Genomic DNA, 25265 nt, shown 5'->3' on the forward strand with positions numbered 1-25265 from the left:
TGTAATTTAAAATAAGGATCATTTGATGTTCAACAAATTTAAAAAAATCGTTGGCGTGGGTGTGTTAGTGGGCTGTTTAGGGGTTTTACAAGCTAAAAACAGCTTATTTGTCTTACCTTATGAGCAAAGAGACGCTTTGAATGCTTTAGTTTCTGGGATTAGTAACGCTAGAGAGAGCGTGAAAATCGCTATTTATAGTTTCACGCACAGAGATATTGCAAGAGCGATTAAAAGCGTAGCGAGTAGGGGGATTAAGGTGCAAATCATTTATGATTATGAAAGCAATCACAATAACAAGCAATCCACTATTGGCTATTTAGACAAATACCCTAACACGAAAGTGTGCTTATTGAAAGGGCTTAAGGCTAAAAACGGGAATTATTACGGCATCATGCACCAAAAAGTGGCGATCATTGATGATAAGATCGTGTTTTTAGGCTCAGCGAATTGGAGCAAAAACGCTTTTGAAAACAATTACGAAGTGCTTTTAAAAACCGATGACACAGAGACAATTCTCAAAGCCAAGAGCTATTACCAAAAGATGTTAGGGAGTTGTGTAGGGTTTTAAGCTTTTAAGCAGAAATCCCAATCGTTTTTAGTGTTTGGGTGCTTCACAAGCCCTTTAGAAGTGGTAATTATACCCCACATAAAAGGCAAAGACCCTACGCATTTGAACCTTGAGTGCATCAGTAGTGTAGTATTTGTTATTAATGGTGGGGAATTTAAAGCCGATTTCAAATTCATGTTCATCTACAAATAAAGCCTTGAGGCCAAAGTTAAAGAGGAATTGAAAAGAGGTGTTATCAACCGCACTGCTATTAGTGATGCCTAACAATTCCTGCCCTTTACTGCCAATATACCAGCTATTCCCCGCAATCGCAATCCCCCCAAAAACGCCAATATCCACGCTAATATCATCTTGATAGAAACTCCCTTGAAAGAAATTCCACACCGCATCCACGCCCACGCCATAAGTGATCATGTTATTGCCGCCATAATAGCCTTTAGGGTATCTCATGCCATAGCCTTGCCAGTCTAAAAAAGCGAAATAGCGCAAGCCCAAGATTTTATCCGGATGGAAAAAGTGGTTATAGCCCATGACTAAGCCAATCCCATTAGATCCCATGTTGGTGAGCTTTTTAACGCTATTAACGCTGGTTATGATATTGGTGTAACCGGTTTGATAGTTAGTAACTTCTCTAACTTCATGGATATTAGTCATTAAATTGATAGAACCTGTTTGGTAATTGAATCCCATATACAAATTTTTTGTCCAAGAAGGCGCTGCGCTTTCTTCTTTAGCTACTAAGGCGTGTGTTAGCAAGCTTGCACCAACTAACATTTTTAACAAGGTTCTCAATTTTATCTCCTGCATAGTAAGTTTCATTATAAAGATCTAAATTTTACAACAACTTACTCAAAATTAAGCATTTATTCTTTATAAGAGAGTATAATTTAGGGCTTAAAATAACTCAAAAGTAAGGCTAGTGGATGAAAAAGGCGCTTTATTTAGGGGCTGTTGCGTTTAGCGTTATATTTAGCATGGCATCAGCGAATGAGCCAAAAATTGATTTTAACCCTCCTAATTATGTAGAAGAAACCCCCTCTAAAGAATTTATCCCTGAATTGAACAAGTTGGGGAGTTTGTTTGGGCAGGGCGAGCGCCCCTTATTTGCGGACAGGAGGGCGATGAAGCCTAACGATTTGATCACAATCATTGTCTCTGAAAAAGCGAGTGCGAATTATTCTAGCTCTAAAGATTATAAAAGCGCTTCAGGGGGTAATTCCACGCCACCAAGACTCACTTATAACGGCTTAGATGAGAAAAAGAAACAAGAAGCACAGTATTTAGACGATAAGAATAATTACAATTTCACTAAATCCAGCAATAACACGAATTTTAAAGGCGGTGGCTCGCAAAAAAAGAGCGAAGATTTAGAGATCGTGTTGAGCGCTCGCATCATTAAGGTGCTAGAAAACGGGAATTATTTCATCTATGGGAATAAGGAGGTGCTAGTGGATGGGGAAAAGCAAATCCTTAAGGTGAGTGGGGTGATCCGCCCTTATGATATTGAAAGGAATAACACCATCCAATCCAAGTTTTTAGCTGACGCTAAGATTGAATACACGAATTTAGGGCATTTGAGCGATTCCAATAAAAAGAAATTCGCTGCTGATGCGATGGAAACCCAAATGCCTTATTAATAAAGAGCAAAGCCTAGCATGAGAGCGATCGCTATTGTTTTAGCCAGAAGTTCTAGTAAAAGGATCAAAAATAAAAATATTATTGATTTTTTCAATAAACCCATGCTCGCTTACCCTATTGAAACGGCACTAAATTCCAAGCTCTTTGAAAAGGTGTTTATCTCTAGCGATAGCATGGAGTATGTGAATTTGGCTAAAAATTATGGGGCGAGTTTTTTGAATTTACGCCCTAAAAATTTAGCGGACGACAGGGCCACGACTTTAGAGGTGATGGCCTACCACATGAAAGAATTAAAGTTAAAAGATGAAGATATTGCGTGTTGTTTGTATGGCGCTTCAGTATTTTTACAAGAAAAGCATTTAAGAAACGCTTTTGAAACTTTAAAACAAAATCAAAATACGGATTATGTTTTCACATGCTCTCCCTTTAGCGCTTCGCCCTATCGTTCTTTTAGCCTTGAAAACGGCGTTCAAATGGCTTTTAAAGAGTATTCAAACACGCGCACGCAAGATTTAAAAACGCTCTATCATGACGCAGGGTTGCTTTATATGGGGAAGGCTCAAGCCTTTAGGGAAATGCGGCCTATTTTTAGCCCAAATTCCATCGCTTTAGAATTATCGCCCTTAGAAGTCCAAGACATTGACACTTTAGAAGATTTAGAATTAGCCAAGCTCAAATACAGCCGTTTAAAAAACGCATGCCAGTAAAAATTTTGTGCGATTCGTTTGTAACAAGCGGTTTAGGGCATGTGAGGCGTTGTGAAAAAATCCTTTCTTTTATAGAAAAATTAGGCGTTGAAGCGGGCCTTTATTTACACAAGCAAAATAATATAAGCGCTTTTTTAGAGGGCGTTGGCAATGATGATTTTTTGATTACAGACAGCTATCGTTTAAATTCAAAGGATTTTTATCTTTTAAAAGAAAAAGCCAAAAGCCTAATGGTCATAGAAGATAAAGAGCATGCTAAGGGGTTTTACCCTAAAAATACCAAGATCATGAATTTCACGCTGAACGCTTTAAAACACTATAACCATGTGTCTAAAGATCATTATTTGGGGGTGTGGTTTTACCCTGTTGATGCTCGTTTTATTTATGAGCGCCCTATCAATACAGCAAACAAAGAAGTGCTAATCACTCTAGGGGGGAGCGAGCAAAAAATACTCAAAGAGGTAGTCAAAATTTTAGAAAATAAGAATGTGAATTTGCATATCATTTCACCTTATACGCCTAAAAATCCTCCAAAAAACACGCATTATTACAGCCCTTTAAACCCCTTAGAGTTCAGTTCTTTGATGAAATCTTGCGCTTGCGCCATTAGCGCTGCAGGCCAAACCCTCTATGAATTGGCCCTTTCTCAAACGCCCTCTCTTATCCTTCCTATTGCTTCTAATCAGATCATTCAAAGCCAAGAATTTGAAAATTCAGGCATTTTCAAACAAACGAGTTTAAAAACTCTAGATAAAGATTTTGAAAAATTACAAATTCAAAAAAATCAAGCCTGGGCAAAAAACCTAGTTTTTGGGAGCAAATTAGAGGGTGCATTAAGGGAGTTTTTAGGGGTTTGAAAAAAAATTATTGTTATGAAAATATCCAAGCGGTTGATTTTACCCGTTTAAACGATGAAGAAAAATTGTTGGTTTTAGAGTTTCGTAACCACCCAAACACTGCTTTATGGATGTATAGCGCTAATATTTCTTTGAAAACGCATTTGCAATTCATAGAAGATTTAAAAACTTCACCTAACCACCGCTATTTTTTGTTTAAAGAAAAGGGCGTTTATTTGGGGGTTGGCTCTATCACTAAAATCAATCTTATTCATCAGCATGGGTATTTGGGGATTTATAAAAACCCTTTTTTAAAAAATAAGGGAGGGACTATTTTAAAAGCTTTAGAATTTATCGCTTTTGAAGAGTTTCAATTAAATTCTTTGCACTTGGAAGTGATGGAGGACAATTTCAAAGCGATCGCTTTTTATGAAAAAAACCACTACGAGTTAGAGGGGCGTTTGAAAGGCTTTATCTCTAAAGACAAGGGGTTTATAGATGTTCTTTTGTATTATAAGGATAAGAAAAAATATAATGGTCAATCTTTTCTAAAACTTTAGGGCTAATTTCTAATCTTAAATTCAGCACGCTCAAAGGCAATTTGCAATCTTGTAATTTGACTAAATCTTTTGAAGTAACCAACAAGGAAGTGGCGTTATTTTGATGAAACTCTTTTTCTAAAAGCTCCAAATTAAAAGGGGCATGGTCTCTAAAATACAATTTTTTAACCACTTCTTTGGGTAAAAACGCATCAAGCCTGCTAGGATTAGCGATAGCCGTTACTAAAAGCATGCGTTTGGTAGGGTGAGAAATAGAGGTTATTCTTTGATAATCCTTATCTTCTGTAATGACTAAATGGGCTTCTTTATAGCTTTTAATATTTTCTCTATACAACCCGCTAGGCAAACAAAAAGGGTAGTAGGGGGGGACTTTGGGTTTTAAAAGCGCATTGAATTGATTGAAATTAAACCTAAAGCCATCGTCTAAAAACACGATTTTTGCTCCCAATTCAAGGGCTTTCAAAACGCCTAGCTCTCTTTTTTCGCTCACAATCACGCTCGCTTGTTTTAAATTTAAGGCTAAAAGATAGGCTTCATCGCCGGCTGTGTTTTGGGAGACTAGAATTTTCCCTTTAACGCTCACCACCACTAAACCTTTAGAAGCCCGCTGATACCCCCTAGAAACAACCGCCACTTCGTGGTATCTTGGCGCGATTTCTAAAATAAAGGGCGTTTTACCGCTCCCCCCAGCGATCAAATTACCAACGCTGATAATGGGGATTTTAAAATCATGCTTTTTAGCGGTTTTTCGTTTAAGGGTGGCGATGCCTTGATAGATTAAAGAAAAAGGATAGAGCGCAAAAATCAACCCCTTTTGCAAAAGAGTGGGATCATAAAAATAGCGTTCTAAAAAGGGTTTATCGCTTTTCATTCAGGGTTAAATTTTTGAGCGATGGTGGGCAATTCTAATTTAAAAGCGTTTTTTTGGATACGGCTTGTGATGTTTTTTACTAAAATTTCATCATGACCCAATTGAGTGAGCGTTTCTGCATCAATGGGCTTGTTTTTGAACAACGCTTCAATATCCTTCAATAAAGGATCGATCGCACTATAAGGATAGCCTAAATCTTTTTCATCGCTTTGCCCCACAAATAAATCCGCACTAGGGGGTTTATTTAAAATCTTTTTAGGGATATTTAAACGGCGAGCGAGTTCATAAACTTCGGTTTTAAATAATTCCCCAATCGGGTTAATCGCACACGCCAAATCCCCAAATAAAGTGCCATAGCCTAGCATTCTTTCGCTTTTATTGCTCGTGCCAATGACTAAAGAATCGCTTTTTAAAGAATAATCGTATAAAAAAGCCATGCGTAATCTTGCGCAAAAATTCCCCTTTCTAGTAAGACTTGCGTCTTTAAAATGAGAGCCAAAGATTTTATCATAGGGGGCGATAGAATATTCTGTATAAGGGATAGAAAACGTTTCGCACAAAGTTAAAGCGTCTGTTTTACTTTCTGACATAGAGACTGAAGAGGGCATTAAAAGGGCATGGGCGTTTTCTTTAAAAACCTTTTGGCACAGCACCCCAACGACCGCGCTATCTAGCCCCCCGCTCAGCCCATAAACGACTTTTTTAAAGCCTTTTTTTTGAACTTCTTTTTCTAAAAAATCGCATAGATAAGCGATGAGTTTTTGGTAATCTTTTTGCATGCCTTAAATTATAATAGAAAAAACGCATCGTTTAAGTGAAAAATTAGCTTTTCTTGCTATAATCATCGTTTCACTTCTTTAAAAGTGCTCGTAGCTCAGCTGAATAGAGCAACAGGTTGCGGTCCTGTAGGTCGGGGGTTTGAATCCCTCCGAGCACACCATTTTTTAACATTCTGCATGTTTTTAAACATTATCGCTCCCATTATGGTAAAATAAATACTTGCTTAAACACGCTAGGAGATTTGATTTTGGCATTACCCGTTTATTATGATAAAGACATTGATTTAGGCGTTATCCAATCCTTACAAGTGGGCATTATTGGCTATGGTGCGCAAGGAGAGGCTCAAGCGCTCAATTTGAGGGACTCTAAAGTGAAGGTGCGTATTGGCTTGTATCAAGGGAGTTTGAGCGTTTCAAAGGCAAAAAAAGAGGGCTTTGAGGTGCTAGAAGTCAAAGAATTAGTCCAACAATCGGATGTGATCATGGCACTACTCCCAGATGAATTGCATAAGGAAGTGTTAGAAAAAGAAGTGATCCCTTTTTTAAAAGAGGGGCAAATTGTGGGCTTTGCTCATGGTTTTAGCGTGCATTTCAATCAAGTTGTTCTCCCAAAAGGCGTGGGCGCGATTTTAGTCGCGCCAAAAGGGCCCGGGAGCGCTTTAAGAGAAGAATACCTTAAAAATAGGGGCTTATACCATTTAGTCGCCATAGAGCAAGAAAGTTCAAAAAATAACGCCAAAGCGGTGGCTTTAAGCTACGCTAAAGCGATGGGTGGGGGGAGAATGGGGGTTTTAGAAACGAGCTTTAAAGAAGAATGCGAGAGCGATTTATTCGGCGAGCAAGCGGTTTTGTGCGGGGGGTTAGAAGCGATTGTGAGAATGGGGTTTGAAACTTTACTCAAGGCAGGATACCCTGAAGAATTAGCCTATTTTGAATGCGTGCATGAAGTGAAATTGGTGGCGGATTTATTGCATTATAAGGGGGTAGAGGGCTTAAGGAAACACATTTCTAACACCGCTGAATTTGGGGCGATTAAAGCTAGAGAGCCTATGGGAAATCTGTTAGAAAAACGCATGCAAAAAATCTTAAAAAAGATTCAAAACGGCTCATTCGCTAAGGATTTTTTACTAGAAAAGAGCTTGAATTACCCCAGGTTAAACACAGAGAGGAAAGCCCTTAAAGAGACTCAAATAGAACAAATTGGGGAAATTTTACGCACCCCATTCAATCATAAAAAATAAATCATTAAATTAAAAGGAATCATATGGCAATAGTAGTTACTATCACTTCAGGTAAGGGGGGCGTGGGTAAAAGCACCACCACGGCTAATTTAGCGATCGGCTTGGCTGAGAGCGGTAAAAAAGTCGTAGCGGTTGATTTTGACATAGGCCTTAGGAACTTGGACATGATTTTAGGCTTAGAAAATCGCATTGTTTATGATGTGGTGGATGTGATGGAAAAAAATTGCAACCTTTCGCAGGCTTTGATCACGGATAAAAAGACTAAAAACCTTTCTTTTTTAGCGGCCTCACAAAGCAAGGATAAAAATGTTTTAGATAAGGAAAAAGTAGCGATTTTAATCAACGCTTTAAGGGCGGATTTTGACTATATTTTGATTGACTCACCGGCTGGGATTGAAAGCGGTTTTGAGCATGCGATTTTGCATGCGGACATGGCGTTAGTGGTGGTAACGCCTGAAGTGAGTTCCTTAAGAGATAGCGACAGAGTGGTTGGCATTATTGACGCGAAGTCTAATCGGGCCAAAAAGGGCATGGAGGTGCATAAGCATTTGATAATCAATCGCTTAAAACCTGAATTAGTGGCAAATGGCGAGATGATTCCTATAGAAGAAGTGCTTAAGATTTTATGCTTGCCTTTAATTGGGATCATTCCTGAAGATCACCATATTATTTCAGCGACCAATAAGGGCGAGCCGGTGATTCGCACGGATTGCGAGAGCGCGAAGGCTTACCAACGCATCACCAGAAGGATTTTGGGCGAAGAAGTGGAATACGTGGAATTTAAGGCTAAAAGAGGCTTTTTTAGCGCGTTAAAAGGGATATTTTCATGAGTTGGTTTGATTTTTTTAAAAACAAAGGGAGCGCGACCACCGCAACAGATAGATTGAAATTGATTTTAGCCAAAGAGCGCACTTTAAATTTACCCTACATGGAAGAGATGCGTAAAGAAATCATTGCCGTTATCCAAAAATACACTAAATCTTCAGACATCCATTTCAAAACCCTTGACAGCAACCAGAGCGTGGAAACGATTGAAGTGGAGATCATACTGCCTAAATAGTTAAGTAACGAATGAAAAGCAATTTCCAATACAGCGCGCTAGAAAATATCCCTAAAGCCTTTGACATTCTCAAAGACCCCCCTAAAAAGCTCTATTGTGTGGGCGATACAAAGCTTTTAGATGCGCCTTTAAAAGTGGCTATCATCGGCACAAGAAGACCCACCCCTTACAGCAAGCAACACACCATCACTCTAGCCAGAGAGCTTGCTAAAAATGGCGCGGTTATTGTGAGCGGAGGAGCGTTAGGCGTGGATATTATCGCTCAAGAAAACGCCTTACCAAAAACCATTATGCTTTCGCCTTGCAGTTTGGATTTTATCTATCCTACGAACAATCATAAAGTGATCCAAGAAATCGCACAAAACGGCTTGATTTTAAGCGAATATGAAAAGGATTTCATGCCCGTTAAAGGCTCTTTTTTAGCGAGAAACCGCCTGGTGATCGCTTTAAGCGATGTAGTGATTATCCCCCAAGCGGATTTACAAAGCGGCTCTATGAGCAGCGCGAGATTAGCCCAAAAATACCAAAAGCCCTTATTTGTTTTACCCCAACGCTTGAACGAGAGCGATGGCACTAATGAGCTTTTAGAAAAAGGGCAGGCTCAAGGGATATTTAATATTCAAAATTTTATAAACACCCTTTTAAAAGACCACCATTTAAAAGAAATGCCTGAAATGAAAGATGAATTTTTAGAATATTGCGCCAAAAACCCGAGCTATGAAGAGGCGTATCTCAAATTTGGAGACAAGCTTTTAGAATACGAGCTGTTGGGTAAGATCAAGCGCATCAATCATATCGTGGTGTTAGCGTGATTTTGGCATGCGATGTGGGGTTAAAACGCATTGGGATTGCTGCGCTTTTAAACGGCGTTATCTTGCCCTTAGAAGCGATTTTACGCCACAACAGAAATCAGGCCTCTAGAGATTTGAGCGATTTATTGAGGGAAAAAAACATTCAGGTGCTGGTGGTGGGCAAGCCCAATGAAAGCTATGCGGACACGAACGCGCGCATTGAGCATTTCATCAAGCTTGTAGATTTTAAGGGTGAAATCGTTTTTATTAATGAAGACAGATCCAGTATAGAAGCTTATGAAAATTTAGAGCATTTGGGTAGGAAAAACAAGCGGCTCGCTATCAAAGACGGCCGGTTAGACTCTTTGAGCGCTTGCAGGATCTTGGAGCGCTATTGCCAGCAGGTTTTAAAAAATCATTAGATCTGATTGCAATTTGATTATAATAAAGTCTAAATTTTTTAATAAAGGGAGAGCGTCATGCTAGAAAATTTCAAAAAAGCTATTTTTAGGGTTTTGTGCTTGTGTTGTGTGTTGATTGGGGGGTTAATGGCAGAGCCAACCCCTAAAGAGCTTTTTGATTTGGGTATGCATAATTACGACAAGCAAGATTTTTCTAAAGCTAGGAAGTATTTTGAAAAAGCATGCGATTTGAAATATGGTGGGGGGTGTGGTGCTTTAGGGGATCTGTATGATGATGTAGAAAAAAACTTAATAAAAGCCGCTCAATTTTACTCTAAAGCATGTGGGTTAAAAGATGGTGGGGGGTGTGGTGCTTTAGGGGATCTGTATGATGATGTAGAAAAAAACTTAATAAAAGCCGCTCAATTTTACTCTAAAGCATGTGGGTTAAAAGATGGTCGGTGGTGTTTTAACTTAGGGAGACTATATTATTTTGGAGAAGGAGTGGAAAAAAACTTAACAAAAGCCTCTCAATACTTCTCTAAAGCGTGTGGGTTAAATAATAGTGGGGGGTGTGGTGCTTTAGGGATGCAGTATGAATTTGGTCAAGGGGTGGAAAAAAACTTAATAAAAGCCACTCAATACTTCTCTAAAGCATGCGACTTGAAAGATGGTAGGGGGTGTGGTAGTTTAGGGGATCTATATGAAAATGATCAAGGAGTGGAAAAAGACTTAATAAAAGCCGCTTATTTTTATTCTAAAGCATGCGATTTGAATAATGGTGGGGGGTGTAAGAATTTAGGGGTGTTATATCATAATGGGGAAGGAGTAGAAAAAGACTTAATAAAAGCCGCTTACTTTTATTCTAAAGCATGCGAGTTAAAAGAGAGTTTTGGATGTGGTGCTTTAGGGGGGTTATATTATAGTGGGGATGGGGTGAAACAGGACTCAAAAAAAGCTGCCGCTCTGTTTGAAAAAGCCTGCAAATTAGGAAGTCAACTGGCATGCGAGATACTCAAAGAAAAATAGGGGACAAAAAACATGCGATAGCCTCACCTAGAAACTATCCCGCAAAAGCCCTATTTTAGGGGGTTAAGAGCATCGCCAAAATGCCCCCTATTCTTTTAAGAAGACATTTTACTAGAGAGTTTTAATCTTTTTTTGGTATTCTTTTAGAGATCATTAGTTTTAAAAACTCTTTAAAAACGGATAATAATGAAAATCATGCATCAAGTCAAGGATTTTTTAGATTTTTGCAAACAAACGATCCACAAAAATTCTAATGAAGCGTTTCAAAAAACCAAACGAGCGCTTTTTAAAGAAAAATCTCAAAAAATCAGGGAGCAAGCGGTTAAAATCGTAGAAAAACGCTTGGCAAAAGAGGGCATGCAACTGAGCGATTTTAATGAAGAAGAATTAAAAATCATGTTTGAAGCCGAAGAAAAAAGGTTGTTAGAGCAAATCCACGCTAAAGAATTGAAAGAAAAGCAAGAAAAAACCACCAAGCATTTTAAAGAAGTTTGGGAAAAGGGCGAAAATGAGCAAGAAAAATAGCGTAATTTCTGGTTTGATGAATTTTTTTAGCGAAAAGAATGAACGCTGGCTGTTAGCCCACAGGCACACGAGAGGGTTTGTGATAGTGGCGTGGCTTTTTAGGTTTAAAAGCATTGCGTTTTCTATTTTGATCACTCTGTTGGTTATTTTAGTGGATATTTGGGTGTATAGCGATGTGCGCCAGTTTTTATTGGACACTTCTAGCTCTTTTATTTGGCTTTTAATCGCTTTGTTGATCAAGTGGGGTGTGATTGTCATAAGCGCGCGCAAATGCTACCAATTCAGCCAAAAAATGTTTGCGTTAATCCAAAGAAAAAGGCAAATCAGAGAGAATTTAAAAAACCGCTCCAATCACAAAGACACTAAAAATTTTGAAAAACTCTCTAACACCGCTGAAGAAATCATTTCAAAAAAACTAGAAGAATTACAGAGCAAAGAAACCCCAGAAGGTAAGCATGATGGAGAAAGGCTCTCTAGCGTTACTGAAGAAATCATTTCAAAAAAACTAGAGGAATTGAAAGCTAAGAATAATAAAGGCAGCTAAAAGAGTGTTGGACGCTTTATCTTAGCAAATTGATCTTAGCGGCGTCGTTTTTGATAGTGGATTCAGAGGGGTTTTCGCTTTCCGTTTATACCGACAAGACAGGGCATCCCACGATTGGCTATGGCTATAATTTGAGCGTTTATTCTTATGAGGGTAAGCGTATCACCAAAGCGTATGGGCTTTTAACTGATATATTAAAAGAGAATTATAAGGCTATTCTCTCTTATGGGTGGTATAAAAATTTGGACGCAATGAGGAGAATGGTCATCTTGGATTTGAGCTACAATTTAGGCTTGAACGGACTGCTCAAATTCAAGCAATTCATCAAGGCCATAGAGGATAAGAATTATGCTTTGGCTGTGGAGAGACTGCAAAAAAGCCCGTATTTCAATCAAGTGAAAAAAAGAGCGTCAAGGAATATGGAAATTTTGAAATTGGGGGGTTGCGAAAAACATTGTAAGAAAAAATACACGATAGAAAAGGTGATCAAAGAGGTGGGGCTTGAGCTCAAATCAAAGTCAGTCATGCCGTATTTTTTCAACGAATACGATCTGACCAAAAACGCCAACAGAGAAGAGCCTAAGAGATTGAGAAGCTAAATAATATCTATTTTGATGAAAACCCCTAAGGGGCGAGAAATTTTGAAAGAATATTTGAACGAGGGCTGTATTTTGCTTGGGGAATAAGGAATATTGTCATGCTAAAGAATTTCAAAAAGGCCTTTTTTAGGGCTTTGTGCTTGGGTGCGTTGTGTTTATTGGGGGAGTGGTGTAGTAATTTAGGGAGGCTTTAAAAAAGCAAGGGAGCGGAAATGTTAAAAATAAGGGCTTGATGCGAGTAGGCCAAAAATCATGTTAAAACACCCAGTCTTAACTTTTGTAAAGGAATGGATTTGAGAATCAATCTTAAAATTTTGCTTTTTCTCTCTCTAAAAAGCCAAGTGGTAGCGTTTGGGTTGTTAAAACGCTCTTGAAAGGGTGAGCGTGGAATTTGCTTCTATCGTTTGGTTGCTCATAGTCAATATTCTGATTTTTATTCTCATGCTGGTGGATAAAAATTCGGCTGAGCAAAAAATGTGGCGTATTCCTGAAAAAGCTTTGTGGGTTTTATCGCTCCTTGGCGGGTCTGTCGGGTTTTTGGTCGCTATGGTTGTGTCCCACCATAAGATCTTAAAGCTTAAGTTTAAATACGGCGTTTCGCTCATTTACTTGATAGAGAGTGCAATCCTTTACTTTGTCAGCAAGGATTTTTTTTGGATAGTAGCGCTAACGATATTCTCACTATCTTTGATACTGGTAGCGTTTAAGATCTTCCTCCTTAAAGACAACCCTAACAAACGCTTCAAAAATAAGAGGGATAAAAGATAATGTCTTATTTTTTTAAAATCATTCTGGGCACAAGTGTGATCGTTGGGGTGTTGTTGGGCTTGTGGCGTTTGACTTACGATAAGTCCTGCTTCTCGTTGGTCTTTGTGCTGCTGATACTAGGGATTGTCGCTTACAGCTATATTTCTTTAAAAATGCATCAGAGGAAGTGCTTCGCCAAGTGTTTCGTGAATAGCGAATCCTTCTTATCCAAGATGCTACACTCCCCAATAATGGTGTCTTGCTTTTATTTTATTTTTTCAATTTTTACATCCATATCCATCGCTTATAGCGTGCTGGACTATAATTGGATGATGTGGGGGATTGTTTTTTGCACTATCGTTGTTTGCACTACGGTGTTTGGCGTGTTTGAAAAAATGCTCAAGAGTATCATCAAAGAAGATTATTTGATGCTGATGTCTAGAGAAGTGAGCGCTTTTGTGGGGACTCTTTTCTTCATTGGCTTGAGTTGCTATGCGATCTATCATGGCAACATGCCCGATTATTTGAAACCAGCTTTGATAGACACTATTAAGGCAGCGAGTGATTCCGCTTATTCAAATTGTGATTATACGAGTTATGTTTTAGAATTTAAAAAATGTTAGAGGGGGTTACTTGGTGGGGCATGCACAAAGCAGAGAGCATGGGCTTAAATAAGGGGTTTATGGTTGCGGGCTGGGTAGCGTTTATCATCTATAACGCTCTTAGCGGGATAGCCATCAGCAGGCTGAGCGCTCAAATCATTTATTGTTTATCAAAATGTATTAGTGGTGAGTGTGGAAAATGATGTTAAAGAAGATCTAGAGCAAGCAAGACCAAAGTTAGAGCCAGAAAAGCAAAAGCAAGAGCTAGAAAAGCTAACATAAGAAAAAGAACAAGAAATTAAAAAAAGGAAGAAAGAAAGTATATTTACATTCTTTTAGAAATTATTAAGAAAGAAAGTACATTCCTCTAGGAATTATTTTTTTATTCATACTTTATCCTAATTTTAAGTAGCATCCCATATAATGAACCCAGTCAAGCGATCAAAACAGCTCGCACAAAAACAATCATCGAAACTTTTCCAGATTTAATATCAGATCTAATAAAAAATAATCTTGATAGCCACCAACAAGAAATAAGCGATTTGCTGAGTAGCAGTAAGGATAAAATGCATAGCAAGGTGGACGCTCAAATAGACAATCTTTTTGATCCAATAGAAAACAATGTGGATAAGTTCTTAGACTGGCACTACTCTCTCAAGGGAAATTATAGCGAGTTTGCCCTTTTTGTAGCTAAAAAGATCGGCTTGAGCGCCGAAGACGCATTATTCAATAAATTACAGGAAAAACTTTTAGGGGCTGATTACAAACAACGATTAAAAACGATGACAGACAACATTTCTGATGCTTTTATAAGCTTGTTGCGCCAGCACAAAAAGGATACAGAAAAGATTGCCACACAAGGAGTGGCTGGTATTTCTCAAGTTGCGGAATCTTTAAAAAATATTGATGACAGAATAGAAAGAGATTTGAACTTAAAAATGGGTTTCGCAGCGACAATAGGGGCAACGGCTAGTGTGCATGCTAGTGCACGTATGAAAAGGCTAGCCCCAAAGCTTGTGAAAAGGCTTGGCACTAAATTAGGGGCTAAATTCCTCGCAAAGTTTGGCATAGCCGTGGGTGGCGTCTTATCAGCTCTTGGGGCTGATGTGGCTTTTAATTATATTGATGAATGGCTCCACAGAGATGATTTCAAAAAAGAAATTTTGAACAACATCAATGAAGTGAAAAAATATCTGAAAGAAAGCTACAAAATGGGTTTTGATAACAGCATTACCAAATTCAGCCAAGAACTTCAAGAGGATTTAAAAAATATAGAAACAATAAGCGTTAAAGCGCATGTGGAAAAACTCAACTAAACCCCAGAAGAGGACAACCAAAAGAACAATCAATAAAAAAAGGATAGATCTTTCAAAAAAGGCATGAAGCGTTCGGGTATTGGGGAAGCGATTTGATAGATCGCCCCTTTAAATTCAAATTCTAAACTAGCGGCATGGAGCATGAGGGTTGGGGCGTTATTTTCACGCTTTAATTGAAGGTATTCTCTAGCGTTTTCATCTATCACCCCATAAAGCCCCTCGCCCACGATCCTGTGATCCACGCTACTTAAATGCAAGCGGATCTGGTGCGTGCGCCCGGTGAGTGGGGTTATTTTAAGCAAGCTTATATCCAAAAAAGGGTTATAGCTTAAAGGCTCAACAAGCGTGATTGAAGGCTTGCCTAAAAGAGAAATTTGAGATCGAATGCACAAATCTTTTTGAATGTTTGTGGGCGTTAGAATGGGCTTGTCTATTATGATACTTTTATCCACCAACCCATGCGCTAGCGCTAAATAAGTTTTTTTCACTTTTTTTTGCATGAAAAGCGCTTTTAAGTCCTTAGTGCTTTGTGAGGTTTTGCCCGCTAAAACTAACCCGCTCGTTTCATAGTCTAACCTGTGGGCTGGGTGGGCGTTTTTGCCAAAATGCGATTGGATGCAATCTAATAAGCTTTCATGGTAAAAATAGCCTTTAGGGTGGGTATAAATTTGAGCGGGTTTGTCAAACACGCCAAAATCCTTAGCCTCAAAAACAAGCTTTTCTTGTTTTTCATTAGGCTTGAAATAAATCAAGCGAACGACCCCTTGAATGATTTGAGATTTACGCACGGCTTGTTGGTTTTGTTTTAAGCGTTGCTTGTCAAGGTGGCGTTGGGCTTCTTTTAGAGAGCATTTTAAAACATCGCGCACCAAAAACAAGGCTTTGGTGGGTTTTAAAATTTCAAATTCTTCTTCAACAAAAGGCACTACAACAAACTTTTAACAAACATTTTTGGCTCATTAGAACACTCATCTAATTCCACGCTAAAAAGCACGCTCACCTTTTCGCCCGCTTTCAAAAACCGCTCAGCGTTAAAATAAATAGCCTCTTTGACGCATTCCTTATCCTTAAAACGCAAAACCTGGTGGCTTTCTTTAATGATTCTTTCTTCTATGACTTCTAGATTTTTTGCTTGGAATAGGGGTTCAGGGTTTTCTTGCCCATAAGGTTCGCCCATCTCTATAATCTCTAAAAGCTCCCTGTCAATGTCTTTTAATTTAAGCGTTAAAGGAGGTTCTTTTTCATAAAAAGGCAAGACTTTAAAATTAAAATTTTCTAAAGTTTCAAAGAGCGAGACGATATTGTTTTTTCCAACGCTCAACCCGCACGCTTGCCTATGCCCTCCATAGCCGAGTAATAAAGAAGAAACCCCATTCAAAGCGTCAATCAAGTCAATATTTGGAGAGCTTCGAGCGCTCCCTTTATACACCCCTTCTTTAAAGGTAAAAACCAGGCTTGGCTTTTGAGTAGCTTCCACTAATTTTGAAGCCACAATCCCCAGCACGCCCTCATGCCAATTATCCTTAAAAGCGACGATGATTTTTTCTCCAACCATCGCATGCTTAAAGGCTTCTTCAAAAACCTGCTGTTGGATCATTTTACGCTTCATATTGCATGCTTTCAAGCGTTCATACAAAGAATAACCATCTTGAAAATTATTCGCGCTTAAAAAATCTAAAGCCATTTTAGCGTCTTGCATGCGCCCTGCGGAGTTGATTAAAGGGGCGATATTAAAAGAAATATCGCTCGCTTTTAAAGAGCGCTTTCTAAAAACTTCTCTTTGGCGTAAAAACCCCATCGTCCCTAAGGATTCTTTTTGCAAAAAATACAAGGCTTTAGAAACCAAAAAGCGGTTAAAAAAAGTCAAAGGCATCATGTCAGCGATAGTCGCCACGCCCGCTAAACACAACAATTCACTAGAATGGCTTTTTTCTTTTCCTAAAAGTTGGTGGATTCCATAGCACAAATAAAACGCCACTAACGCCCCGCACACTTCCTTTTGGATAAAATCACAATCCGGTCGCTTGGGGTTGATCACCGCATAAGCGTCTGGGATTTTATCATGGTGTAAGCAATGGTGATCGGTGATGATTAGGGTGTAGTTTTTTTCCTTGCAAAATTGAGCGGCCTCAAAGGCGTTGATCCCGTTATCCACCGTGATGATCAAAGGGGCGTGGTGTTTTTCTAAAAATTTTTTAGAAATCCCATAGCCATCCATGAAGCGATTAGGGATTGCAATGCGGACATGCTTGTAGTTTAGACTTTCAAAGAATTTTGCCATGATAGCAGAACTAATCACGCCGTCAGCGTCATAATCGCCCACCACTAAAATTTCTGTGTTTGCGCGCATGGATTCTATGATTTTGAGTGCGGCTTTTTTCAAGTCTTTAAATAAAAAGGGGCTAGGAAACCCTTTTTCATTATAGGCGATAGAAGCCACTCGCTCTTTGATTTGAGCTTTAAGCTTTTGTTTCATTCTTTAGATTAGGATTTATGAAGAGCGCTCTTAATGAAATCCAAAATAATAGGGTTAGGGCTTTGCAATCTGGAGGTGAATTCCGGATGGAATTGTACCCCCACAAAGAAAGGGTGATCTTCTAATTCAATCGCTTCAATCAAATGATTCGCCCCAAAACCCACCACTTTCAAGCCCTTATTTTCCCACTCTTGGCGGTATTTGGGGTTGATTTCATAACGATGGCGGTGCCTTTCTTTAATGCTTGGTTTTTTATAGGCTTTTTCTAGCAAGCTGTTAGGCATGATTTCGCATTCGTATTCGCCTAATCGCATGGTGCCTCCTAAAGGCGAATTATAGGTGCGCACCTGTTTTTGGTGGTTTTGATCCATAAAATCTTCAATCAAATACACCACAGGGTATTCGCAGCGTTGGTTAAATTCCGTAGAGTTAGCCCCTTTTAAGCCTAAAACATTGCGGCAAAACTCCACGATCGCTAATTGCATGCCCAAACAAATCCCTAAAAAGGGGAGTTTTTCCACCCTAGCCCTTTGAATGGCACAAATTTTGCCCTCAATCCCCCTTTCTCCAAAGCCCCCAGGCACTAAAATCGCATCAACGCCCTCTAAATCAGTCTTTTTATTAAAATTCTCGCTATCCAGCCATTCAATATTGACTTGCGTATCCAAATGCGCGCCCGCATGGATTAGGGCTTCAATCAAGGATTTATAAGATTCTTTTAAGCTTAAATACTTGCCCACAAAACCAATTTTGACCTTGTGTTTAGGAGCGATGATTTTTTCTACCAAGGTGTTCCAAGCCGCCATTTTGGGGTGTAGCTTATTCAAATTAAAGCGTCTGGCAATGGGGGTTAAAATGCCTTCTTGCAAGAAAAGAATGGGGCATGCGTAAATGCTTTTAGTGTCTGTGGCCACAATCACGCTGTCTTGCTCCACATCGCAACTCAAGGCGATTTTCTTTTTCAATTCTTTATCCAAAGGCTTTGGCGATCTGGCTAAAATGATTTGAGGGGTTACGCCAAGGCGTCTTAATTCTTGGACGGAATGTTGCGTGGGCTTAGTTTTTAGTTCGTTAGTGGTTTGGATATAAGGGATTAAGGTTACATGCACATTGATGACTTTTTCATTCCCTAATTCCAGTTTAAGCTGGCGGATCGCTTCCAGATAAAACATGCCCTCCATATCGCCCACGGTCCCACCCACTTCCACGATTAAAAAATCTAGTCCTTTAGCCGCGCTTTTAATGCGCCTTTTAATCTCATCGGTTACATGGGGGACGATTTGAATGGTCTTGCCTAAATATTCCCCTTTCCTTTCATTTTCTATCACGCTTGAAAAAATCTGCCCGGTAGTGAAATTATTCAACCTCGTTAAATTCCTGTTCAAAAAGCGCTCATAATGCCCTATGTCTAAATCCGTTTCAGCGCCATCGCTTGTAACAAACACTTCCCCATGCTCTAAAGGGCTCATGGTGCCTGGATCAATATTGATATAAGGGTCAATCTTCAAAATAGAAACCTGATAATTGCAATGCTGCAAAAGCGTAGCGATTGAAGAAGATGAAATCCCTTTCCCTAGAGAGCTTAACACGCCCCCTGTAACGAATATAAATTTGGCTCTATCCATAAACTAATGCGTTCCTTTGATTTTTACTTCTCACATTGTAGTCTAAAAAGGGTTAAAAAGCTTTAAAAGAGCGCAAAAATTAAAACGATTTCACAAAAAAAAAAAACAATTTCAGTTTCTTATTAGCTAGGTTTGATTAGAATAAAAAGCTTTTATGCGTTTAAACTTCATTGTCTTAAATTTTTTAAGAGCAATTTTAAAGTTTGTTGGCGTATAATATCAAGTTTGAATGAACTGACTAAAAGGGTTTTAAACAATGGCTGAAAATTCTTTCAAAAATGTTTCCACACAACCCAAACCATTCTTTTTATTACAAGTGAAAACCCTTTTTCTTCTAGGAGGCGTTTTTAGCGCGTTTTTTATCCTTATTTTTGGCTTGGTTCTTTTTGATTACGCTAATTTGATGGACCATGCGATTTTTAGCTTGATGCGTTCAAATTCTTCTAGCCCTATTTTAGATCAAACGCTCCGACGCGTTGTTTTTTTAGGCTCTTCTCAATTCGTGTTGCCTTTGAGCTTGTTAGTGGGGGTGTTTTTAAGCCTGTATCGCAGAAATTTAGCGCTTGGGGTGTGGTTTGTGCTAAGCGTGATCTTATTTGAAGCCCTTTTAAAATCTTTAAAGCACCTTTTTTTGCATTCTTTTCAATGGCTTTCGCACAGCGTTAATTTCCCTAGCGCTATTGCACTCTCTTTGACGCTATTTTACGGGTTGCTTATCTTATTGATACCCCATTTCATCGCGCATCAAATATTTCAAAACATTCTTTCTTATAGTTTGCTTGGTTTGATTCTTTTAATAGGCTTAGCGCTGATTGTTTTAGGGGTGTCTTTTAGCAGCGTTTTAGGAGGGCTTTGTTTAGGGGCGTTAGGGGCTTGTTTTTCCATAGGGATTTATTTGAGCGTGTTCCAAAAGATCTAAGCGAACGGCTTAAAAGAATGAGAATTTTATCAAGGTTTTAATATTGGATTTAAAGATATTATTGCAACGGATTGTTGATTTTTTCATCAAGCTCAATAAAAAGCAAAAAATCGCCTTGATCGCAGCGGGGGTTTTGATCACCGCTTTGCTTGTGTTTTTATTGCTCTATCCCTTTAAAGAAAAAGACTACGCGCAAGGGGGCTATGGGGTTTTATTTGAAAGATTGGATTCTAGCGATAACGCTCTAATCTTACAGCACCTCCAGCAAAACCAAATCCCTTATAAAATCTTAAAAGACGACACCATTCTTATCCCTAGAGATAAAGTGTATGAAGAAAGGATCACTTTGGCTTCTCAAGGGATCCCTAAAACGAGTAAAGTGGGCTTTGAAATCTTTGACACTAAAGACTTTGGGGCGACTGATTTTGATCAAAATATCAAACTCATTCGCGCCATTGAGGGGGAATTGTCGCGCACGATTGAAAGCTTAAACCCCATTTTGAAAGCCAATGTGCATATTGCAATCCCTAAAGACAGCGTGTTTGTGGCTAAAGAAGTGCCTCCTAGTGCTTCGGTGATGCTCAAGCTTAAGCCTGACATGAAGCTTTCACCCACTCAAATTTTAGGGATTAAAAATTTAATCGCTGCAGCTGTGCCTAAACTCACGATAGAAAATGTGAAAATTGTGAATGAAAACGGCGAATCAATAGGCGAGGGCGATATATTAGAAAACTCCAAAGAATTAGCCCTAGAGCAATTGCATTACAAACAAAATTTTGAAAACATTTTAGAAAACAAGATTGTCAATATCTTAGCCCCTATTGTGGGGGGTAAAAACAAGGTGGTCGCAAGGGTCAATGCGGAGTTTGATTTCAGCCAAAAGAAAAGCACCAAAGAGACTTTTGATCCCAATAATGTCGTAAGGAGCGAGCAAAATTTAGAAGAAAAAAAAGAAGGTGCTCCTAAAAAACAAGTTGGCGGTGTGCCTGGGGTTGTGAGCAATATCGGGCCTGTGCAAGGATTGAAGGATAATAAAGAGCCAGAAAAATACGAAAAGTCTCAAAACACGACCAATTATGAAGTGGGTAAAACCATTAGCGAGATCAAGGGCGAGTTTGGCACTTTAGTGCGTTTGAATGCGGCGGTTGTGGTGGATGGCAAGTATAAAATCGCGCTCAAAGACGGGGCAAACGCTTTAGAATACGAGCCTTTGAGCGATGAATCGCTTAAAAAAATCAACGCTCTAGTGAAACAAGCCATTGGTTATAACCAAAATAGAGGCGATGATGTGGCGGTGAGTAATTTTGAGTTTAACCCTATGGCGCCTATGATTGACAACGCCACTTTGAGCGAAAAAATCATGCATAAAACTCAAAAAATCTTAGGCTCATTCACGCCTTTAATCAAGTATATTTTGGTGTTTATAGTGTTATTCATTTTCTATAAAAAAGTGATCGTGCCTTTCAGCGAACGCATGCTGGAAGTGGTGCCTGATGAAGATAAGGAAGTGAAATCCATGTTTGAAGAAATGGACGAAGAAGAAGATGAGTTGAACAAACTCGGCGATTTGAGGAAAAAAGTAGAAGATCAATTAGGGCTTAATGCAAGCTTTAGCGAAGAAGAAGTAAGATATGAAATTATTTTAGAAAAGATTAGAGGAACCCTTAAAGAGCGCCCTGATGAAATCGCCACGCTTTTTAAGCTCTTAATCAAAGATGAAATTTCTTCAGACAGCGCGAAAGGTTAAAAGATAAAAGGTTAAAAATGGCAACCAAGCTTACCCCCAAACAAAAGGCTCAATTAGACGAACTCTCCATGAGTGAAAAAATCGCCATTTTACTCATTCAAGTGGGCGAAGACACCACGGGCGAGATTTTAAGGCATTTAGACATTGACTCCATTACAGAGATTTCTAAGCAAATCGTGCAATTAAACGGCACGGACAAGCAAATCGGCGCGGCGGTTTTAGAGGAATTTTTTGCAATTTTTCAGTCTAACCAATACATCAATACCGGCGGTTTAGAATACGCTAGAGAGCTTTTAACCAGGACTTTAGGGAGCGAAGAAGCCAGGAAAGTGATGGACAAACTCACTAAAAGCTTGCAAACGCAAAAAAACTTCGCTTATTTAGGCAAAATCAAGCCCCAACAACTCGCTGATTTCATCATTAACGAACACCCTCAAACCATTGCCTTGATTTTAGCCCACATGGAAGCCCCTAATGCGGCTGAAACTTTGAGCTATTTCCCTGATGAAATGAAAGCGGAGATTTCCATTAGAATGGCGAATTTAGGCGAAATATCGCCCCAAGTGGTTAAAAGGGTTTCCACGGTGTTGGAAAACAAACTAGAATCGCTCACCAGTTATAAAATTGAAGTGGGCGGCTTGAGAGCGGTGGCTGAAATCTTTAACCGCTTGGGACAAAAGAGCGCTAAAACCACGCTCGCTCGCATTGAAAGCGTGGATAACAAACTCGCCGGCGCAATTAAAGAAATGATGTTCACTTTTGAAGATATAGCCAAACTAGACAATTTCGCCATTAGAGAGATTTTAAAAGTAGCGGATAAAAAAGACTTGTCTTTGGCACTAAAAACTTCTACCCAAGATTTAACCGATAAATTCTTAAACAACATGAGCAGCAGGGCTGCAGAGCAATTTGTAGAAGAAATGCAGTATTTAGGGGCGGTTAAAATCAAAGACGTGGATGTGGCCCAAAGAAAAATCATTGAAATCGTGCAGAGCTTGCAAGAAAAAGGCGTGATCCAAACCGGTGAAGAGGAAGATGTCATTGAATAGCCGCAAAAACTTGATCCAAAAAGACCATTTGAATAAGCATGACATTCAAAAATACGAATTTAAGAGCATGGCAAATTTACCCCCTAAAACTAATCCTAATGGCGCGTCTTTAGAAACGCCTAACCCACAAGAGCCTTTGGAAAAAAAAGCGATAGAAAACGATTTGATAGATTGCTTATTGAAAAAAACCGACGAGCTTTCAAGCCATTTAGTGAAATTGCAAATGCAATTTGAAAAAGCCCAAGAAGAGAGTAAAGTTTTGATTGAAAACGCTAAAAACGACGGCTATAAAATCGGCTTTAAAGAGGGCGAAGAAAAAATGCGTAACGAACTCACTCACAGCGTGAATGAAGAAAAGAACCAGCTTTTGCATGCGATCACCGCTTTAGATGAAAAAATGAAAAGCTCAGAAAATCATTTAATGGCTTTAGAAAAGGAATTGAGCGCGATTGCGATAGATATAGCTAAAGAAGTGATCCTTAAAGAAGTGGAAGACAACAGCCAAAAAGTAGCCCTTGCTTTGGCTGAAGAGCTTTTAAAAAACGTTTTAGACGCAACGGATATTCATCTAAAAGTCAATCCCTTGGATTACCCTTATTTAAACGAGCGTTTGCAAAACGCTTCTAAAATCAAATTAGAGAGCAATGAAGCTATTTCTAAAGGAGGCGTTATGATCACTAGCTCTAATGGGAGTCTTGATGGGAATTTAATGGAGCGCTTTAAAACGCTCAAAGAAAGCGTGTTGGAAAATTTTAAGGTGTGATTTTGCAAAATAAAACTTTTGATTTAAACCCTAATGATATTGCAAGCTTGGAGTTGGTGTGTCAGACGCTGCGGAATCGTATTTTAGAAGTGGTGAGCGCTAATGGGGGGCATTTAAGCTCTTCTTTAGGGGCTGTGGAGCTGATTGTAGGCATGCATGCCTTATTTGATTGCCAAAAAAACCCTTTTATTTTTGACACTTCGCACCAAGCTTACGCCCATAAGCTTTTAACCGGGCGCTTTGAAAGCTTTAGCACTTTAAGGCAATTTCAAGGTTTGAGCGGCTTTACTAAACCCAGCGAGAGCGCATACGATTATTTCATTGCCGGTCATAGCTCCACTTCGGTGTCTATAGGCGTGGGGGTGGCTAAAGCTTTTTGTTTGAAACAAGCATTAGGCATGCCTATAGCTTTACTAGGCGATGGGAGTATTAGTGCAGGGATTTTTTATGAAGCCTTAAACGAACTGGGCGATAGGAAATACCCCATGATCATGATTTTGAACGATAATGAAATGAGTATCAGCACGCCTATTGGAGCTTTGTCTAAAGCCCTTAGCCAGCTGATGAAAGGCCCGTTTTACCAGTCTTTCCGCTCTAAAGTTAAAAAAATCTTAAGCACCTTACCTGAAAGCGTGAATTACTTAGCGAGCCGTTTTGAAGAATCTTTTAAGCTCATCACCCCGGGCGTGTTTTTTGAAGAATTGGGCATTAACTATATAGGGCCTATTAATGGGCATGATTTAGGTGCGATTATTGAAACCTTGAAATTAGCCAAAGAGCTTAAAGAACCGGTGCTAATCCATGCGCAAACCTTAAAAGGCAAAGGCTATAAAATCGCTGAAGGGCGCTATGAAAAATGGCATGGGGTGGGGCCTTTTGATTTGGATACCGGCTTGTCTAAAAAATCCAAAAGTGCGATTCTATCGCCCACTGAAGCGTATTCTAACACCCTTTTAGAATTGGCCAAAAAAGATGAAAAAATCGTAGGCGTAACCGCAGCGATGCCTAGCGGCACAGGATTAGACAAACTCATTGACGCTTACCCTTTGCGCTTTTTTGATGTCGCTATCGCTGAACAACACGCCTTAACTTCTAGCAGCGCTATGGCTAAAGAGGGGTTTAAACCTTTTGTGAGCATCTATTCTACTTTTTTGCAAAGGGCTTATGATTCCATCGTGCATGACGCTTGCATTTCTAGCCTACCGATTAAATTGGCCATTGATAGGGCTGGGATTGTGGGCGAAGATGGCGAGACGCACCAAGGGCTTTTAGACGTGTCGTATTTGCGCTCTATCCCTAACATGGTCATTTTTGCCCCACGAGACAATGAGACTTTAAAAAACGCCGTGTATTTTGCTAATGAGCATGATTCAAGCCCTTGCGCGTTCCGCTACCCTAGGGGATCGTTTGCACTAAAAGAGGGGGTTTTTGAGCCTAGCGGTTTTGTTTTGGGGCGAAGCGAATTGTTGAAAAAAGAGGGCGAAATTTTACTCATTGGCTATGGTAATGGCGTGGGGCGGGCACATTTAGTCCAACTGGCTTTAAAAGAAAAAAACATAGAATGTGCACTCTTGGATTTGAGATTCCTTAAACCTTTAGATCAAAATTTAAGCGCGATTATTGCCCCTTATCAAAAGCTCTATGTTTTTAGCGATAATTACAAGCTTGGGGGGGTGGCTAGCGCGATTTTAGAATTTTTGAGCGAACAAAATATTTTAAAGCCTGTTAAAAGCTTTGAAATCATGGATGAATTTATCATGCATGGGAACACCGCTTTAGTGGAAAAATCCTTAGGTTTAGATACAGAGAGTTTGACTGACGCTATTTTAAAAGATTTAGGACAAGAGAGATGAAAGAAAAGACGCCTACGCC

Annotated in this window: 25 protein-coding genes, 1 tRNA gene and 4 pseudogenes; 24 read left to right on the forward strand and 6 right to left on the reverse strand. The window is 39.3% G+C overall.

Annotation, left to right across the window (positions count from 1 at the left end):
- Nucleotides 1–25: 25 nt before the first annotated feature.
- Nucleotides 26–568 carry a phospholipase D-like domain-containing protein gene (locus QT76_RS02500; protein ID WP_000482105.1) on the forward strand — a complete coding sequence of 181 codons (543 nt, stop codon included), beginning with the start codon at nucleotides 26–28 and terminating at the stop codon, nucleotides 566–568.
- A gap of 54 nt (nucleotides 569–622) precedes the next feature.
- Here QT76_RS02500 and QT76_RS02505 read toward each other — a convergent pair whose 3' ends face one another.
- Nucleotides 623–1360 carry an outer membrane protein gene (locus tag QT76_RS02505; RefSeq protein ID WP_001878238.1) on the reverse strand — a complete coding sequence of 246 codons (738 nt, stop codon included), beginning with the start codon at nucleotides 1358–1360 and terminating at the stop codon, nucleotides 623–625.
- 131 nt (nucleotides 1361–1491) lie between these two features.
- Between QT76_RS02505 and flgH the strand changes: the two genes are divergently transcribed.
- From flgH to pseH, 4 genes are read left to right on the forward strand one after another with little or no spacing between them, the layout of a single operon-like run.
- Nucleotides 1492–2205 (forward strand): flagellar basal body L-ring protein FlgH, encoded by a 714-nt coding sequence (gene flgH, locus QT76_RS02510; RefSeq protein ID WP_000710014.1) that lies wholly within the window; start codon nucleotides 1492–1494, stop codon nucleotides 2203–2205.
- Nucleotides 2206–2223: 18 nt separating this feature from the next.
- A complete protein-coding gene (pseF, locus tag QT76_RS08600) occupies nucleotides 2224–2913 on the forward strand; it encodes a pseudaminic acid cytidylyltransferase (protein WP_033616456.1) in 690 nt (229 codons plus the stop codon).
- Nucleotides 2904–3770, forward strand: a complete 867-nt coding sequence (locus QT76_RS08605) for a hypothetical protein (RefSeq protein WP_033616458.1) — start codon at nucleotides 2904–2906, stop codon at nucleotides 3768–3770. Before pseF ends, QT76_RS08605 begins: the two co-directional genes overlap by 10 nt.
- Nucleotides 3767–4309, forward strand: coding sequence for a UDP-4-amino-4,6-dideoxy-N-acetyl-beta-L-altrosamine N-acetyltransferase (gene pseH, locus QT76_RS02525; protein ID WP_033616459.1), 543 nt, complete (start codon nucleotides 3767–3769; stop codon nucleotides 4307–4309). The genes QT76_RS08605 and pseH overlap by 4 nt, the downstream gene beginning before the upstream one ends.
- On the opposite strand, the gene QT76_RS02530 is transcribed toward pseH, so the two are convergent.
- Both QT76_RS02530 and QT76_RS02535 read right to left on the reverse strand, forming a co-directional pair.
- Nucleotides 4242–5180 (reverse strand): tetraacyldisaccharide 4'-kinase, encoded by a 939-nt coding sequence (locus QT76_RS02530; protein WP_033616460.1) that lies wholly within the window; start codon nucleotides 5178–5180, stop codon nucleotides 4242–4244. The genes pseH and QT76_RS02530 overlap by 68 nt on opposite strands.
- Entirely contained in the window at nucleotides 5177–5959 is a 783-nt protein-coding gene (locus QT76_RS02535) for an NAD+ synthase (RefSeq protein WP_033616461.1), read from the reverse strand. Before QT76_RS02535 ends, QT76_RS02530 begins: the two co-directional genes overlap by 4 nt.
- An 84-nt stretch (nucleotides 5960–6043) precedes the next feature.
- On the opposite strand from QT76_RS02535, the gene QT76_RS02540 reads away from it, so the two are divergent.
- From QT76_RS02540 to QT76_RS07945, 14 genes and pseudogenes are all read left to right on the forward strand, one after another.
- Nucleotides 6044–6120 (forward strand) — tRNA-Arg (locus QT76_RS02540).
- 87 nt (nucleotides 6121–6207) lie between these two features.
- Nucleotides 6208–7200: a ketol-acid reductoisomerase gene (ilvC, locus tag QT76_RS02545; RefSeq protein WP_033616462.1), complete on the forward strand. Its 993-nt coding sequence runs from the start codon at nucleotides 6208–6210 to the stop codon at nucleotides 7198–7200.
- A gap of 23 nt (nucleotides 7201–7223) precedes the next feature.
- Nucleotides 7224–8030 carry a septum site-determining protein MinD gene (gene minD / locus QT76_RS02550; protein ID WP_001019110.1) on the forward strand — a complete coding sequence of 269 codons (807 nt, stop codon included), beginning with the start codon at nucleotides 7224–7226 and terminating at the stop codon, nucleotides 8028–8030.
- On the forward strand, nucleotides 8027–8260 hold the full coding sequence (minE, locus tag QT76_RS02555) for a cell division topological specificity factor MinE (RefSeq protein ID WP_000118278.1): 234 nt from the start codon (nucleotides 8027–8029) through the stop codon (nucleotides 8258–8260). The genes minD and minE overlap by 4 nt, the downstream gene beginning before the upstream one ends.
- 11 nt (nucleotides 8261–8271) lie before the next feature.
- Nucleotides 8272–9072, forward strand: a complete 801-nt coding sequence (gene dprA, locus QT76_RS02560; protein WP_033616463.1) for a DNA-processing protein DprA — start codon at nucleotides 8272–8274, stop codon at nucleotides 9070–9072.
- Complete coding sequence (gene ruvX, locus QT76_RS02565; protein ID WP_033616464.1) at nucleotides 9069–9473, forward strand: Holliday junction resolvase RuvX; 405 nt, start codon at nucleotides 9069–9071, stop codon at nucleotides 9471–9473. The genes dprA and ruvX overlap by 4 nt, the downstream gene beginning before the upstream one ends.
- Nucleotides 9474–9530: 57 nt before the next feature.
- The gene (locus QT76_RS02570; RefSeq protein WP_154213077.1) at nucleotides 9531–10481 is read left to right on the forward strand and encodes a tetratricopeptide repeat protein; all 951 of its coding nucleotides are present in this window, start codon (nucleotides 9531–9533) and stop codon (nucleotides 10479–10481) included.
- Nucleotides 10482–10667: 186 nt separating this feature from the next.
- Nucleotides 10668–11006 (forward strand): hypothetical protein, encoded by a 339-nt coding sequence (locus tag QT76_RS02575; protein WP_000699881.1) that lies wholly within the window; start codon nucleotides 10668–10670, stop codon nucleotides 11004–11006.
- Complete coding sequence (locus QT76_RS02580; protein WP_033616465.1) at nucleotides 10990–11550, forward strand: hypothetical protein; 561 nt, start codon at nucleotides 10990–10992, stop codon at nucleotides 11548–11550. The genes QT76_RS02575 and QT76_RS02580 overlap by 17 nt, the downstream gene beginning before the upstream one ends.
- Before the next feature lie 56 nt (nucleotides 11551–11606).
- A pseudogene (locus QT76_RS08705) lies at nucleotides 11607–11867 on the forward strand (glycoside hydrolase family protein); the annotation flags it as partial.
- A gap of 102 nt (nucleotides 11868–11969) precedes the next feature.
- Nucleotides 11970–12236: pseudogene (locus QT76_RS08640) on the forward strand (lysozyme).
- A gap of 297 nt (nucleotides 12237–12533) precedes the next feature.
- Complete coding sequence (locus tag QT76_RS02595; protein ID WP_033616467.1) at nucleotides 12534–12917, forward strand: DUF1294 domain-containing protein; 384 nt, start codon at nucleotides 12534–12536, stop codon at nucleotides 12915–12917.
- Nucleotides 12917–13701 (forward strand): annotated as a pseudogene (locus QT76_RS02600) (hypothetical protein). Before QT76_RS02595 ends, QT76_RS02600 begins: the two are co-directional and overlap by 1 nt.
- Nucleotides 13691–14814: pseudogene (locus tag QT76_RS07945) on the forward strand (hypothetical protein). Before QT76_RS02600 ends, QT76_RS07945 begins: the two co-directional pseudogenes overlap by 11 nt.
- 29 nt (nucleotides 14815–14843) lie before the next feature.
- Here the strand turns inward: QT76_RS07945 and QT76_RS02610 are convergent.
- Genes QT76_RS02610 through pyrG form a run of 3 tightly spaced genes read right to left on the reverse strand, consistent with a single transcriptional unit; the run spans nucleotide 14844 to nucleotide 18915 of the window.
- Nucleotides 14844–15740: an RluA family pseudouridine synthase gene (locus tag QT76_RS02610; protein WP_033616468.1), complete on the reverse strand. Its 897-nt coding sequence runs from the start codon at nucleotides 15738–15740 to the stop codon at nucleotides 14844–14846.
- A complete protein-coding gene (gene recJ / locus QT76_RS02615; protein ID WP_033616470.1) occupies nucleotides 15740–17290 on the reverse strand; it encodes a single-stranded-DNA-specific exonuclease RecJ in 1551 nt (516 codons plus the stop codon). The genes QT76_RS02610 and recJ overlap by 1 nt, the downstream gene beginning before the upstream one ends.
- An 8-nt stretch (nucleotides 17291–17298) precedes the next feature.
- Entirely contained in the window at nucleotides 17299–18915 is a 1617-nt protein-coding gene (gene pyrG, locus QT76_RS02620; RefSeq protein WP_033616471.1) for a glutamine hydrolyzing CTP synthase, read from the reverse strand.
- 256 nt (nucleotides 18916–19171) lie between these two features.
- On the opposite strand from pyrG, the gene QT76_RS02625 reads away from it, so the two are divergent.
- From QT76_RS02625 to dxs, 5 genes are read left to right on the forward strand one after another with little or no spacing between them, the layout of a single operon-like run.
- Nucleotides 19172–19834, forward strand: coding sequence for a phosphatase PAP2 family protein (locus tag QT76_RS02625; protein ID WP_033616472.1), 663 nt, complete (start codon nucleotides 19172–19174; stop codon nucleotides 19832–19834).
- 43 nt (nucleotides 19835–19877) lie between these two features.
- Nucleotides 19878–21581 carry a flagellar basal-body MS-ring/collar protein FliF gene (gene fliF / locus QT76_RS02630; RefSeq protein ID WP_033616473.1) on the forward strand — a complete coding sequence of 568 codons (1704 nt, stop codon included), beginning with the start codon at nucleotides 19878–19880 and terminating at the stop codon, nucleotides 21579–21581.
- A gap of 17 nt (nucleotides 21582–21598) precedes the next feature.
- On the forward strand, nucleotides 21599–22630 hold the full coding sequence (fliG, locus tag QT76_RS02635; RefSeq protein ID WP_000201859.1) for a flagellar motor switch protein FliG: 1032 nt from the start codon (nucleotides 21599–21601) through the stop codon (nucleotides 22628–22630).
- Nucleotides 22617–23393: a flagellar assembly protein FliH gene (gene fliH, locus QT76_RS02640; protein ID WP_001917911.1), complete on the forward strand. Its 777-nt coding sequence runs from the start codon at nucleotides 22617–22619 to the stop codon at nucleotides 23391–23393. Before fliG ends, fliH begins: the two co-directional genes overlap by 14 nt.
- 2 nt (nucleotides 23394–23395) lie before the next feature.
- Nucleotides 23396–25246 carry a 1-deoxy-D-xylulose-5-phosphate synthase gene (dxs, locus tag QT76_RS02645; RefSeq protein ID WP_033616474.1) on the forward strand — a complete coding sequence of 617 codons (1851 nt, stop codon included), beginning with the start codon at nucleotides 23396–23398 and terminating at the stop codon, nucleotides 25244–25246.
- Nucleotides 25247–25265: the final 19 nt, after the last annotated feature.

The sequence above is a fragment of the Helicobacter pylori SA37A genome (assembly GCF_000476015.1).
GTDB classification, from domain to species: Bacteria; Campylobacterota; Campylobacteria; order Campylobacterales; family Helicobacteraceae; genus Helicobacter; species Helicobacter pylori_DB.